Origin of the sequence: Roseovarius aestuarii (assembly GCF_019966515.1) — a bacterium.
In the GTDB taxonomy this organism is placed as follows: domain Bacteria; phylum Pseudomonadota; class Alphaproteobacteria; order Rhodobacterales; family Rhodobacteraceae; genus Roseovarius; species Roseovarius aestuarii.
This window is the reverse complement of record NZ_JAIMIB010000010.1, coordinates 1-13,144: the sequence shown is the minus strand read 5'-3', so window position 1 is coordinate 13,144 and position 13,144 is coordinate 1. Positions and strand designations below refer to the sequence as shown.

Here is a 13,144-nt window from a genome sequence, read left to right as displayed (position 1 = left end):
TCAAGCAAGCATTTAGGGGTCAAAGTAATCAAACCTGGTGGAAAGATGGAAAACGTGACCCGACCCGAGAAGGCCTCGGCCCTGAGACATGCGCCTTTGGCGATTATCCTGATCGTTGCGGTGATCGGCTTCTTCACCCTTCGCGACTATCTGACATTCGATACGCTGCGGGAAAACCGCGAGGCGCTGCTGGCGTTCAGGGATGCCAATTTTCCGGGTATCGTGGCGGTGTTCATTACGCTCTACTTCGTGATCGTGGCCTTTTCGCTCCCCGGTGCAGCCGTTGCATCGGTGACGGGTGGGTTCCTTTTTGGCCTGACACTTGGCACGCTGTTCAACGTGGTTGCGGCATCACTGGGCGCGGTGGCCATCTTTCTGGCCGCCCGCTGGGGCTTGGGAAAAACGCTGGCGGCCAAGATGGAAGCATCCGATGGCGCGTTGAAAAAGCTTAAAACGGGGCTGCAGGAAAACGAGATCTCCGTGCTTTTCCTATTGCGGCTCGTCCCGGCGGTGCCGTTTTTCGTGGCCAATTTGCTGCCGGCGCTGGTGGGCGTGAAGTTCGTCAATTTTGCGTTCACAACTGTGCTGGGCATCATCCCCGGCGCCATTGTCTTTACCTGGATCGGTGTCGGTCTGGGTGAAGTCTTCGACCGCGGCGAAAGCCCGGATCTCTCGCTCTTGTGGGAACCACAGGTAATCGGCCCGATTCTGGCACTAAGCGCACTGGCGGCGCTGCCGATCATCATCAAGGCCGTCCGTGGCCACAAGGAAGGCGTCTGATCCCATGAGCGAGTTGAAAGCGGATCTGCTGGTCATCGGGGCTGGCTCGGGTGGGTTGTCGGTTGCGGCGGGCGCGGTGCAGATGGGGGCCTCGGTGATCTTGCTGGAAGGTCACAAGATGGGCGGCGACTGCCTGAACTATGGCTGCGTGCCCTCGAAGGCGCTGATCGCCAGCGGCAAGGCGGCTCATGCGCAAGCCCACGCCAGCGCCTACGGCGTGGCTAACGTGAAGCCGAAGGTCGATTATGCCGCGGCCAAGGATCACGTGGCAGGTGTGATTGCTCAGATTGAGCCCCATGACAGCGTGGAGCGGTTTGAGGGGCTGGGCGTGCAGGTGATCCAGGAATACGGGTCTTTCATCTCGCCCAACGAGGTGCAGGCGGGTGACCATGTGATCACCGCGCGTCGGATCGTCATTGCAACCGGTTCGTCGCCGCTGGTGCCGCCGATCCCAGGGCTGGACGCTGTGCCCTATGAAACCAACGAGACCATTTTCGAGCTGCGCGAAAAGCCGAAGCATCTGCTGATCATCGGTGGTGGACCGATTGGCATGGAAATGGCGCAGGCGCATCTGCGACTGGGCAGCAAGGTGACTGTGATCGAGGGGATGAAAGCGCTGGGTCAGGATGATCCTGAAATGGCGGGCGTCGTGCTGGAGCGGCTGCGTGAGGAAGGTATAGAGATCGCCGAAGGGGCCATGGCCTCGGAAATTCGCGGCAAAGCGGGCGCAATCGAGGTCGAAGCGAAGGATGGTCGCGTCTTCAAGGGCTCGCATCTGCTGATGGCGGTGGGCCGCAAGGCAAATATCGACCGTCTGGGACTGGAAGCCGCCGGGATCGAGACCACCAAGCGCGGCATCAAGGTGGATGCCGGGATGCGCACCACGAACAAGCGTGTCTATGCTATCGGCGATGTGGCCGGCGGGCTGCAATTCACCCATGTGGCGGGGTATCATGCCGGGCTTGTCATTCGCTCGGCCCTGTTTGGATTGCCGGCAAAGCAACGCACTGATCATATTTCCTGGGCCACCTATACCGATCCCGAGCTGGCGCAGGTCGGGTTGACCGAAGCGCAGGCGCGAGAAGAATACGGCGCGGCACTCGAAGTCGTGCGGTTTGACTATGCCGGGAACGACCGCGCCATTGCTGAGCGCAAAACCACTGGCCTGATCAAGGTGATGGTGGTCAAGGGCCGCCCGGTTGGGGCCTCTGTCGCCGGGGCGCAGGCGGGCGAGCTGATCAATCTCTGGGCGCTGGTGATTGCGAACAAGTTGAAGATGAAACATGTGGCCAATATGGTCGCGCCGTATCCGACCATCGGGGAGATTAACAAACGTGTGGCGGGGGCCTATTTCTCGCCGAGGTTGTTTGATAATCCTACCGTGAAAAAACTGGTCGGACTGGTACAACGCTGGCTCCCGTGAGCGCAGATCTGGAAGGTTGATTTTGAATACTCTTTCTGGCCGATTTCTGATTCTGACAGCGGTCTTCGTGATGTTGGCCGAAGTGCTGATCTTTGTGCCCTCGGTCGCGCGGTATCGCGAGGATTTCCTGATGTCGCGGTTGGAACGGGCACAGATCGCGGCGCTGGCCATGCTTGCAGAGGCCGAGGTGGATGCCGATGTGCAGGAGGAGCTGCTGCAGAACGCTGGCGTCTATAACGTCGTCCTGCGCCGGGATGAGGCGCGGCAGTTGATGCTCTCGGCGCCGATCCCCGCGCCGATCACCAAGACATATGATTTGCGCAATGCCGGTGCGCTGGAATTGATCCGCGATGCGCTGGAGTGCTTTTTCAATGCCCAGCCCGAGGTGATCCGGGTGATCGGCGAGCCTGTGAACATGGCCGGGCTGCTGATCGAAGTGACCATGGAGACGGGCGAGCTGCGTTCGGCCATGATCGACTATGGCGTGCGCATCCTGTGGCTGTCGGCGGTGATTTCGATCATCACGGCGGTGCTACTGTTTCTGGCGGTACGGGTGTTTCTCGTCAAACCGATCAAGCGGGTTGTCGGCAACATGGAGGCCTATGCGGCAAAGCCCGAGGATGCGCGTCTGGTAATGCAACCGTCCGCCGGTGTAACCGAGCTGCGTCAGGCCGAAGAAACCCTGCAGACCCTGCAGACACAACTGACAGCAGCGCTCAGGCAAAAAGAGCACCTGGCCCAGTTGGGTGGCGCCGTTGCCAAGGTCAGCCACGATCTGCGCAACATCCTGACCAGTGCCCAGCTTTTTACCGACCGGATCGAGACGAGCGAGGATCCGATCGTGAAACGCATGGCACCCAAGCTGGTGAATTCGATTACGCGCGCGGTGTCTTTGTGTGAATCGACCCTGGCCTATGGCAAGGCCGAGGAACCGACGCCAACGCTGAACCGTTTTGCGCTTGCTGATATCGTCAACGAGGTGATCGACAGCGAGCGGCTTTCGATAGGTGACCATGACCTGAGCCTGTCCGAAGATATCCCGGCCGCCCTGACCATACGTGCCGATGCCGAGCAGCTCTACCGTGTCATCGCCAATCTGGTCCGCAATGCAAGGCAGGCGATCATTTCCTCCGGCCAACCCGGCGAGATTAACGTCTCGGCCGGGGAACGGGACGACTTCTGGGATGTCCGCGTGTCCGATACCGGCCCCGGACTGCCCCCCAAGGCGCAAGAGTTTCTGTTTACGCCGTTTCAGGGCGTTGCAAGCAAGGGTGGCACCGGATTGGGTCTGAGCATCGCTGCCGAGCTGGTGCGCGGCCATGGCGGTGAACTGATGCTGGAACGGACCGGCCCGGAGGGCACGGTATTCTGCATTTGCCTGCCCAAGGCAGACCTCCAGCGGTGAAAACAAATTCTGCCGTACCCTCTTGCATTGCCGTGCACTAGGGTCTAGATGCTGGCCCTCGACGGACCGATAGCTCAGCTGGATAGAGTACCTGACTACGAATCAGGGGGTCGGGGGTTCGAATCCTCCTCGGTCCGCCATTTATTATTGAAGTTATTTAATAATTTAATAAATTTAAACATTTACCCGCCAAAAGACCCGCCATTAATACTTCATATTATTCGCGCGTGATTTTTTGATATATCGTCGTGATTTATAGGCATTCGGATTTGATTGAAACAAGCCGCACTACTCTCATTGCGTCAGCTCCAGACAGATACAGTATCACTCGGCCCCTGCTGCCGTTGGACACTGCCTTGCTCTGCTGTAGTGCGGCCTTTCGCTGCTATGGCGAAATCAGGGATAATGCGAACTAACAGATCGCGGGACCAAGCCGCCTTTTGCTGGCGCGGCTATTGCTCACGCAGCAATTACGCGCACTTGCGGCAGGCCGTTTTCTGCGACGCCGCTCATTGTCGTCCAAGCGGCCATTGGACCACATCATGAGCCTCAAATTCCAAACCGACCCCTCGCTGCAGTTGGCTCCATAATCTAGACGTGGATCGACATTCTCGAAAAAAACGCGGATAGCTTTCCTGAACAGAGAAAGCCGCCGACACTAATTCGACTCTACATTCAGAACGCGGCTTTCCATTGTTCGGTGTCCACGAACCAACGCTCTTCGGCTACCTTGTCGCTTTTCCATTCTATGATCGAGACGACCTCGGCCCCGTCTCCGATCTGGCGGATGGAGCTGCTATCGAAACCCGTGGGCAATGCGGCCCCGGATTGTCTAGCGTTGAGCGAAAATCGGTTTTGCCGTTCAGTACATCATTCTGGCCGGGCATCACAAATGAGCAGTCCTGGGAAGCATACTGACTAAGAAAACACTTTCTCCCGAATGAGCCACGGTGAGTTATAGGAATCAATCCGACTCGTGAAGTTCCTAAATTTGAGTGCGAACACGCTGAATGTAGCCGACCTGACCTGTTATTTTGGGAGAACGACTAAATTTGAAAAGTTCTCAATCATATTTATTTTATCAATCAGGTCACTTTCTGAATTCTCTTTCAGAATGTAGCCCGCGACGTTGCGATCATAGGCTGCTCTGATATCTGCCTCGTTGCTCGACGTTGTCAGTACAAACACTAAGACATTCTTAAGTCGCGTGTCATTGCGAATTTCCTGCAGAAACTCATGCCCGTCCATACGCGGCATGTTGATGTCCAAAGTTACGATATAAGGTGGCGTGATTTTCTCTTGACCGCCATCACCACGCAAGATTTCAAGGGCCTCAATGCCATCGTTCGCAACGCGAACCGGATTTCCAAGCTTGGCTTTGGCGATGGCTCTCTTGATTTTAATAACGCTGACTTCATCATCATCAACGATTAGAAATTTTACCGGTTCAAAGTCTATCATTTTGCTCGCCCTCGCTTTGTTGTGCCTGCATTCGCCTCATGCTGCTCGACTAACCTCAGATTCCTCAGAGAAATCGGTGATCTCGAACACAAACCTTGTGCCACGTTCTTGCGGCGCATCCGATTGCACCAAAATTTTACCCCCCAGACGTTCTACAACCTTGGTAACCAGTGCCAACCCAAGACCGCTGCCTTCTACTCGGTCTCGAGATTGCAATGTCTTGAAGAGTTCAAAAATCTGCCCTTGGAAACGAGGCTCGATCCCCGGGCCATCATCTTCCACGACAAATTTGAGCTGCCCGCCCCCGCGTGAAAACTTAACCGTAATCCTACCTGAGCTTCTGTCGTGATGTTTTATCGCGTTTGTGATTAGGTTTATCAATATCTGTCGTAGGGGCAGGTTGTATGTGACTATTTCTCCCGGATCGTTCTCTAGAGTAATGTGGTAATGGCTTTCAGGGTCCAACATGTCTGAAATTTTTTCGATTTCATCCTTGAGAAAAAGAGGCTTCACGCTGGTATCCATTTCGCCGACTTGAGCATATGTCAGCAGATCGGCCTGGAGTGCAGATAGGCGCGAGCTGCGTTTTATTAAAAGCTCGAGGTTTTCGATGCATGATGCTGAGAGACTGTCGCGCTCATCCTCAAGTGTCCAGCGCGCCAGGTCCTGAATGGCATCCAGAGGAGACCTCAAATCGTGGGCCGCAACGTACGCAAACCGTTCCAGTTCGGCATTTGAGCGTTCAAGCTCGGCCGCCTGATTTTTGAAAACGTCGAGCGCATGAGCAATGTCACCCAACTCATCGCGGCCATGAACCCGTATGGAATGAGAATAGTCGCCCTTAGAAATTGTTAGAATATCTTCAGTCATAGTTGTGAACCTGCGACTGATCTGGTTTCGAACAACATTTCTGTCTAACAAGAAGATCGCGGAAAGAACGAAAAGGGATGTCGAAATACCAATCCCCATTATGATTCGGGTCAGATCGGCTGCCAGAATGATATCGGTTTCAAAGCTGCCTGTGGCTTCGAAAACGATTTGCTCAACCTTGGCGTCTATATCGTTCACCGCAACCGCTTGATCGCCTTTGAGTTCATCAAAATCTCTTTTTGCTTTCTGAGCTTCGTTTTGCAGATCTATGTAGCCCGCTGGCGCAGTTAAACTTTCATTTATCTGCGTTGCGAGTTTTGCCAATTCTGACCGTGTTTCGGATTGTTGAAGTAATGTTAGGGATTGCGTAATGCTGCGGACGCGGAATCGGAGCTTGTCTGCAAATCCACCGGATTTACTGTTCTCAAAATCCGCCAGATCACTCTGCACGATGTTTGATATGTCGATGACATCACTTTTCAGGGAATTGAGAACTTCAACCTCGCCCGCAAAGATCAAAAACACATTACGTTCATCTGGTACAATCACCTGGCCCGCGCCAATTTTCGAAGAATTCGTCAATATTATTGTCGTTGCCCGAATAAGCAATTTGTCTATGAAGTCTTCAAATTGTGTGGTGGCGCGCATCAGATGAGTGGCTACTTCCCGGATTTTTTGTTCTGTTTGACGTTGCGCAAATTGGTTTTCGAACAGCGTTTCATTGATCTCTACGAATCTTTGCAAACTGGCCTCGAATGCCTCTGTCTTTTCAGGCTCAAGATTTGAAGCGATAATCTGGTCAAAGATCCTTTCCGATTGATTTTCGTTTTCTTGATAGCTTTCGCGAAGTCGCCGCAGTTCTAGCGCTGATAATGTTCGCTTGAGTAGCGTGGTTTGAGCGAGAGTTTTTGCAGTAAGCCGCGCAAATTCTTCAGTTTTTTCAAGAAGTGGAACGGAATTGTTCAAAATCGAATTCTGAACTCCATTCAAACGAAATATTTGAAGCCCGACAGAGGCTTGGGACGCAATGATTAAGAACACGACAATATATGTCGTAACACTGAGTTTGAATACTGCGCTGGAGCGCCAACGATTTCGAAGTTTTGTTAGTAAGTTCAGCACGCGGTCAACCCGATTGTTTCGTGGGCATACTGGCTCAAAAGGTATTTATGATTTCTTAAATCTATTGATGCCTTGTTAGAACGGTGTCCCAGCAACGGCGGTATATCTTTATGAACGGTCTTTCACGACGCCAGGCCTTGCTTGGCCTTTCGACTTCAAGTTTCGTCATGCCGTTGGCGAATCCACTCTTTGCAAATACACAACAGGGTTTGCACAACTATGCTGCGCGAACAGCCGCGAGGCTAACCGAGGGGCGCGATGTACAGCTTGGACTTTTACTGCCCAACGGAAGTGGGGCCAGTGTTAATCCGGTCATAGAGGCGTTTAAAACCGCAACAGGGATCTCTATCCGCTCGATTGAGACACCGGTAGATGACATCAATGTCCAGCTGACGCTGGATACATTGAATGGCAAAGGCGACTATGACTTGGCCTTACCTGCGACATTCGGTTTACCGGACCTGGTTTCGTCCGGAGCAATCTTGCCAATTACACAATACGCCAATGAACACGAGCCGGACGGTTTTCGCGATGATATTTTGTATCAGACCGGAGACAGTTTCGATGGTAATATTTTCGGCTTTCAAACCGATGGTGATGCCTATGTCATGTTTTATCATAAGGATTTGCTAAATGACGAGGATGAGAAAAGCCGTTTCGCCGACACACACGGATACAGCCTGAATGTACCCGAAACATGGGAACAATTGGACCAGCAGATCCAGTATTTCAATCGTCCGGACCAAGGATTGGGTGGCGGTCTGCTTTTCCGGACACCCAGCTATGTGACATGGGAATGGTGGGTACGTTTTCATGCCAGGGGCTATTGGCCGTTCTCTCGGGATCTTGTTCCGCAAATTGCGTCAGATGCGGGCGTAACCGCGCTCGAAGACCTGATCCGGGTCTCTGAGCACCTTTGCCCGGAAACCGCGACCCTCGGACTGTTTGAAAACTGGGAGCGTTACGCGAGGGGTGATGTCTATTGCAATATCGGCTGGGGTGGTTCGCAAAAATTTCTGAACGGTCCAGAGTCGAAAATGCAAAATCGGATGAAATTTGGCCCTACGCCTGGCGGGTTGGTTGATGGACATCTTTTGTTTACGCCGTATTTCAATTGGGGTTGGAACTATGTTGTCACCTCGCAATCCAGAGAGCCGGAAATAGCCTATCTATTCGCGCTTTTCGCGTCCAGTTCGGAAATGTCGAAGCGCGCCGTTCGGCAGCAGGCCGGTTTCTTTGATCCGTTCCGTCTCGAACATTACGAAGATCTGGAAATACGTAAGACTTATTCTGACGAATTTCTTGAAGTGCACGCTGCCAGCATGCGAAACGCGATCCCTGATCTATACCTCGCGCATCAGGGTGAGTATTTCCGAGTCTTGAGCGAATGGCTCTACAGGGCTTTGACCGGAGAGGTCAAACCAGAAGATGCGTTGGAACGGGTTGCTGAAAACTGGGCGTTGATTTCTGTGCGAACCGGGCATCAAAAGCAAAAGGAACGCTGGATGCAACTGCGCAATAAATACCCGCAAGCAGTTCGAAACCGCCTGCGAGATTACTCGTGATTCCACCTGGTGCCTTGAGCGGGATCTGAACAATTTTATCTTGATTTCTTAACGCGATTTTAGAGTTTGTTAACAGAAGATGTTGATCCTACGATCTGGTGGCACATCAGGTGGTGAAACACAATATGGACGGAACGTTACAAACTATCACTCGTAACGCGGATGCTGATCTGCAAGCCGAGTTTGACAAGTTGATTTCCAATTTTTCGCACGATGTCGGAGCGTCCATGAGGGCAATTTCTGACATACCCCGCTGGATTTTGCAGGATGTAGAGGATGCGGGCATCGAACTGCCAGATGAAATCCTCGCAAACCTCCAGATGCTCATTCGTCAATCCAGCCGTTTCGTACAACTGACGCAGGATTTCGCCACCTATTCGCGTGTTGGGCGCGAACAAGTTATCACATTTATCGATCCGGCAAAAGTATTGGAAGAAGTATTGTCTGGATTTGACATCGGATCCAAGTGCTTGATAACGAATAATGTTTCGCCTTGCCAAATTTGGATCAGCAAACACGATCTGGCGACGCTATTCGAGTCAATCGTTTCGAACGCTTTCAAACACAATGACCGATCCAAAGCTGCATTAACGATTAACTCAAGCGAAATGGATGGATTTGTCACTATTGAATTTTCTGATGACGGACCAGGCATACGAGAAGATATGCAGGGTAAAATATTTGAGATGATGAAAACCTTGAAATCAAAAGACCAAGTCGAGGGGAGTGGGCTTGGATTGGCGATTTGCAAAAAGATATGCAAAATTTATGAGGGAAAAATCTGGTTAAAAAGCAGTCCACCTAACCGAGGAACAACATTCGGATTGGTTTTTCCGATTAGATCAGAACAAAATTCAACGGAAACGATTTAAGATAACAACCCTACCATTGCCAACCCTTCACAGGACTATGCCGGAATAGCGTGCTTAAGCAAACTTTAGAGACGGCTAATTCATTGAGTGTAAAGCATTTGCTAACCTGAAATTAAGTGCATGTAGCTTATTCTAATAACGCATGAAATTCGTACCTGGGAGGAGTCATTTTGAAAGGAACCGACGCTAAAGTCAGCAATATGGGGTTGATCAGCGCTCTCGTTATTGATGACAACGCCTTTGATCGGCGGAGGCTTTTGCGCATAGCAAAAGAAACATGCCTTGACTTTTACCTGAAGGAAGTCAGTGAAGTGCACGAGTTTGGGCATATCCTTGACCAAGACAAATTTGACATAATCTTCGTGGATTTAAATCTCGTGGATGCCAACGGCATGAACCTTTTGCCTGTGGTTCGCTCCCATCAGGTGAACAAAAACGCCGCGATGATTATGGTAGCAGGTGATGACCAAGCAGAGGTTGCCCTTAGTGCATTGAGGGCGGGATTCGCTGATTACATCGAAAAGAGCGCTCTCTCGAAAGCCTCTTTGGAGCGCGCAACAATAAACGCAATTCAGAAAACACGCCTCGCGAAGGTCGCTGTTGCCGCAGAGGCGGAGACCAAGTCGATCGAAGCGGTCTTGAAATCTTTCTCGACGGCCTGCAGCGAGGAAATGCAACCGATGTTGGTAAGAATGGTGCGGCAAATTCGACAATTAAAGTCGGAAATCGGCCAATATGTTACGTCTGAAAGCATTTCCCAGATCGAAAACACCTGCGCTCGAATGGATGAATTTTTTCAGGACTTGTCGTCACTTGCAGACGAAGGTGAGCTCTCGAGCATAGTTGCCAGTAGTTTACTTGGACAACCACAAGCTCTCAGGACCTCCGTGATTAGTCAAGCCGGGCAAAGACAAGTTGAAAACGGATCATGTTCAAAGACGATTAAGCCCAGAAGGCCCTCGCAAAATCTTTGATTTAAAAACTATCCTCCAGATTTTCTTGCAGAGAACCGTTTGTTTCTAAATGCAGAATCCGCGATGGTTGTCAGCGCTGTTGTGGTAAATGGCGGAGTTGTCCCGGCAGTCTTTCTCAAACATGCAGCGCTGTGGCGTTAATCGATGCCAATAGATTTCTAGCTGGGCCGTAAGCGCTTGCCTGTTTGATCTGTTCCACAGCAATTGCATTGGAATGGACAAGGTAGCTGCGAAGCGGTCACTGGTGCGCGCGCAGCGAAAGCTCAATTTGTCCGCGACCCGTGAATTCGAGGTTTCAGATTTGCTGCGGCCTGCCGGAATGGCTGCATTCTCCTCTGCCATGCAGCGAGAGAAATTCGGCAGTGCAGCGGATCGGCGCGCTGCGAGCGCGCGCAGCATGAAAACCAGATTCACAGTATGGGCTCAATCCGGCCGTAGAGGCTTCATTGCTTTCGAAGTGTTTTTATGACTGCCGCGGTTTCCTGTTTTCCGAAACCTGCATCTTGTGCTCGCTTTACCCAATCACGCATCAAGGACGGAAGCTCGCTGTTGATGCCCATTGAAACCGCATGGTCATACAGGCCGGTGACTGCCTCTGCGGCCACGTCGACCGATGCGCCACCTGTGGAAATCTGGTCGAACGAACCGGCGTGAATTGTTTCCGTTAGCGGAATGGCTCTGTCTCCCGGTGGTAAGATTGACGTGAATTCCGATACAGGTACGCCTTCGGCTTCGCAGGCCAGCGCACCGTGAATTGACCCGAAAATGATGCCAAGGAGGCGCGACAAAAACGCTAGTTCCAGTGTCGCTGCCGAACGGACATTCGATCCCAAATTACGCAAGTCACCGGCGAGTACCTTCAGGTCAATCTCGCAATCCGCAAAGGCGACATTGTCTCCCGCAACAGCGATCCGGCCTGAGGGTGTTCCGATATTTCCGGGCCAACACATAATGGTCCCGTCGAGGTAACCAGCGCCCCAGTTGTTGAATTGAGTTTTGCTGTCCTCGGATTCCTGCGGCGATGATGTGCCAAGCTGAACGATATTGCGCCCGGAAACGGCTTTCGAGACCTGTGGTGTTCCAAACAGGGCATTCGTGGTTGAATAGTTCAGCAGGCAGATGATCGCCCTCGGGCTTGCAGATACTGCTTCACTCAATTCAGAGGCACCTCGTGCGCCGCGCTCCACCAAGGGGTTCATTTTATCTGGCGAACGGTTCCAGATTGTCACGTCTCGTCCTGCGTCCAAAAGGGCAGCCGCCAACGCAGATCCCATGGCTCCTAGTCCTACAACCGTTATGTCGCTCATCATCACGTCCCCCCAAAATTAGGTGTCCACGCACAAAGCGTGAGCAAGCGAACGATAGCACATATCACCAGCAGCCCTCTGTGAATCTGAAATTCCGCCTTGGGCTCAGAACGAACTTGACGGCTACGCGGACAAATCGGAAATGTTGGATAATTACGTACGGGATGCTTCAAATCCATGCACACCCAGATCAGCACCCTCGCGGAATGAATTGCGTTTTATCCGTGAAAAGCCAGCTCCTCTCAAGGTTTCGTAGAATCTTTTCGTATCTATAATATTGTCGTGCACCTCGCCTATTATTGTCTGTACGCGCTTTATTTTGGGCCCAAAGCCATCAATTATCACCTGTTCTGCCCCTTCAACATCGATTTTCAGCAGGTCGACACGGGTGATTTTATGGGTCTCCAGGTAATCAGCCATGGTAATGACTGGAACGGTTTCGAAGTTGCACCCAGGGTCTTCAGGAACCGCGATGGTCGAATGCATGCCGCCAAATTCTCCGTGAAAAAGATCAATTGAGCCAGTTTTGTCACCGACCGCGACTTCCTGGAGATGTATATGTGGCCAGGGTTGGACGTTGCGGCGGAGAAAATGCAAATTGTCTTGAGCGGGTTCGAATACATGATAATCGGCCTCTGGATGCTGCCCCAGGAACCACATCATCGACGCCCCTATATTGCCACCCAGATCAATGATTGTGCCTCGGGTCGGGATGGGATGTTGCAGGCGGTATTGCTGCTCGTGCAAAATCTCCAGAACAATGAATATATCGCTGATCCGCATATAGAAGGGAAAGACCTGTTTCCCTACCCGGAAGTTCACAAAAACCTCATCATCATAAAGCTCATGGCGTGAAAGGTTGGAATAGATATGAAGCAACGTGCGCCGCGTTTGTATGTCGGCGGCATAAATCATGCACAGCTTCAGGGCCCCTACAATGCGGTCCAGCTTAGCTGAAATCCATTTCATACCTGATTGTATCAACGCACTTTACCCAGAGAGCCCCCCGCTCCGAACCAATAACCGACAACCCCACCGGCGCTCCATGATAGGTAAAAATCACCAGAAGTGTTAATAATTTTGTCAAGTGGCTGATATACTTTGGGTTTTCGGGAGTTCGGCAGTGAGTTCCAACCCAACTGTCACTTCTTCAACCTCACCCCAGGCTCACCACCGTTCCTGTATGCTGGAAAAGGATCGAAGCGTCGTTACTTGCCATACCCGTGTTGCCTATGTGCCCGACTCTGCCTCAGTGAAACTCCCGGCCCGGCAGCAACATCCCCGTTGCCCAGGAACTGGATGCCTTGGGCTTCAGGGGCCAATGTAGAAATGAAAATCCAACCGCATGGGCTAGATGGCTTCTCA

Annotated in this window: 12 protein-coding genes and 1 tRNA gene; 8 read left to right on the top strand and 5 right to left on the bottom strand. The window is 52.0% G+C overall.

Translation table 11 applies throughout. The features are described 5' to 3' along the window. Positions 1-45: 45 nt before the first annotated feature. From LC334_RS12850 to LC334_RS12835, 4 genes are all read left to right on the top strand, one after another. The gene (locus LC334_RS12850; RefSeq protein WP_085800949.1) at positions 46-780 is read left to right on the top strand and encodes a TVP38/TMEM64 family protein; all 735 of its coding nucleotides are present in this window, start codon (positions 46-48) and stop codon (positions 778-780) included. Between the two features lie 4 nt (positions 781-784). Continuing rightward, positions 785-2,203 (top strand): dihydrolipoyl dehydrogenase family protein, encoded by a 1,419-nt coding sequence (locus tag LC334_RS12845; RefSeq protein WP_085800916.1) that lies wholly within the window; start codon positions 785-787, stop codon positions 2,201-2,203. 19 nt (positions 2,204-2,222) lie between these two features. Continuing rightward, a complete protein-coding gene (locus LC334_RS12840; protein ID WP_085800950.1) occupies positions 2,223-3,608 on the top strand; it encodes a sensor histidine kinase in 1,386 nt (461 codons plus the stop codon). 63 nt (positions 3,609-3,671) lie between these two features. Further along, positions 3,672-3,748 (top strand) — tRNA-Arg (locus LC334_RS12835). 535 nt (positions 3,749-4,283) lie between these two features. Here LC334_RS12835 and LC334_RS12830 read toward each other — a convergent pair. From LC334_RS12830 to LC334_RS12820, 3 genes are all read right to left on the bottom strand, one after another. After that, positions 4,284-4,424 (bottom strand): hypothetical protein, encoded by a 141-nt coding sequence (locus LC334_RS12830; protein ID WP_217809114.1) that lies wholly within the window; start codon positions 4,422-4,424, stop codon positions 4,284-4,286. A 213-nt stretch (positions 4,425-4,637) separates the two neighbouring features. Next, positions 4,638-5,069: a response regulator gene (locus LC334_RS12825; protein WP_085800917.1), complete on the bottom strand. Its 432-nt coding sequence runs from the start codon at positions 5,067-5,069 to the stop codon at positions 4,638-4,640. A 36-nt stretch (positions 5,070-5,105) separates the two neighbouring features. Further along, the gene (locus LC334_RS12820) at positions 5,106-7,061 is read right to left on the bottom strand and encodes a sensor histidine kinase (protein ID WP_176237709.1); all 1,956 of its coding nucleotides are present in this window, start codon (positions 7,059-7,061) and stop codon (positions 5,106-5,108) included. Between the two features lie 110 nt (positions 7,062-7,171). Between LC334_RS12820 and LC334_RS12815 the strand changes: the two genes are divergently transcribed. The 4 genes from LC334_RS12815 to LC334_RS12800 all read left to right on the top strand — a co-directional run bounded on the left by LC334_RS12815 (position 7,172) and on the right by LC334_RS12800 (position 10,941). Beyond that, on the top strand, positions 7,172-8,626 hold the full coding sequence (locus LC334_RS12815) for an extracellular solute-binding protein (protein WP_085800919.1): 1,455 nt from the start codon (positions 7,172-7,174) through the stop codon (positions 8,624-8,626). A 98-nt stretch (positions 8,627-8,724) separates the two neighbouring features. Then, positions 8,725-9,498, top strand: a complete 774-nt coding sequence (locus LC334_RS12810; RefSeq protein ID WP_085800920.1) for a sensor histidine kinase — start codon at positions 8,725-8,727, stop codon at positions 9,496-9,498. 170 nt (positions 9,499-9,668) lie between these two features. After that, on the top strand, positions 9,669-10,472 hold the full coding sequence (locus tag LC334_RS12805) for a response regulator (RefSeq protein WP_139836414.1): 804 nt from the start codon (positions 9,669-9,671) through the stop codon (positions 10,470-10,472). Positions 10,473-10,686: 214 nt separating this feature from the next. After that, complete coding sequence (locus tag LC334_RS12800; protein WP_223412979.1) at positions 10,687-10,941, top strand: hypothetical protein; 255 nt, start codon at positions 10,687-10,689, stop codon at positions 10,939-10,941. Here the strand turns inward: LC334_RS12800 and LC334_RS12795 are convergent. Continuing rightward, the gene (locus LC334_RS12795) at positions 10,916-11,779 is read right to left on the bottom strand and encodes an NAD(P)-binding domain-containing protein (protein ID WP_223412978.1); all 864 of its coding nucleotides are present in this window, start codon (positions 11,777-11,779) and stop codon (positions 10,916-10,918) included. The genes LC334_RS12800 and LC334_RS12795 overlap by 26 nt on opposite strands. Before the next feature lie 153 nt (positions 11,780-11,932). After that, positions 11,933-12,748, bottom strand: a complete 816-nt coding sequence (locus LC334_RS12790) for an FkbM family methyltransferase (RefSeq protein WP_085800924.1) — start codon at positions 12,746-12,748, stop codon at positions 11,933-11,935. Positions 12,749-13,144: the final 396 nt, after the last annotated feature.

Excerpts from the sequence above, each read along its gene's own strand:
- LC334_RS12850 (WP_085800949.1), top strand. The coding sequence starts at position 46 with ATGGAAAACGTGACCCGACCCGAGAAGGCCTCGGCCCTGAGACATGCG.
- LC334_RS12845 (WP_085800916.1), top strand. The coding sequence starts at position 785 with ATGAGCGAGTTGAAAGCGGATCTGCTGGTCATCGGGGCTGGCTCGGGT.
- LC334_RS12825 (WP_085800917.1), bottom strand. The coding sequence starts at position 5,069 with ATGATAGACTTTGAACCGGTAAAATTTCTAATCGTTGATGATGATGAA.
- LC334_RS12815 (WP_085800919.1), top strand. The coding sequence starts at position 7,172 with ATGAACGGTCTTTCACGACGCCAGGCCTTGCTTGGCCTTTCGACTTCA.
- LC334_RS12800 (WP_223412979.1), top strand. The coding sequence starts at position 10,687 with ATGGACAAGGTAGCTGCGAAGCGGTCACTGGTGCGCGCGCAGCGAAAG.
- LC334_RS12795 (WP_223412978.1), bottom strand. The coding sequence starts at position 11,779 with ATGAGCGACATAACGGTTGTAGGACTAGGAGCCATGGGATCTGCGTTG.
- LC334_RS12790 (WP_085800924.1), bottom strand. The coding sequence starts at position 12,748 with ATGAAATGGATTTCAGCTAAGCTGGACCGCATTGTAGGGGCCCTGAAG.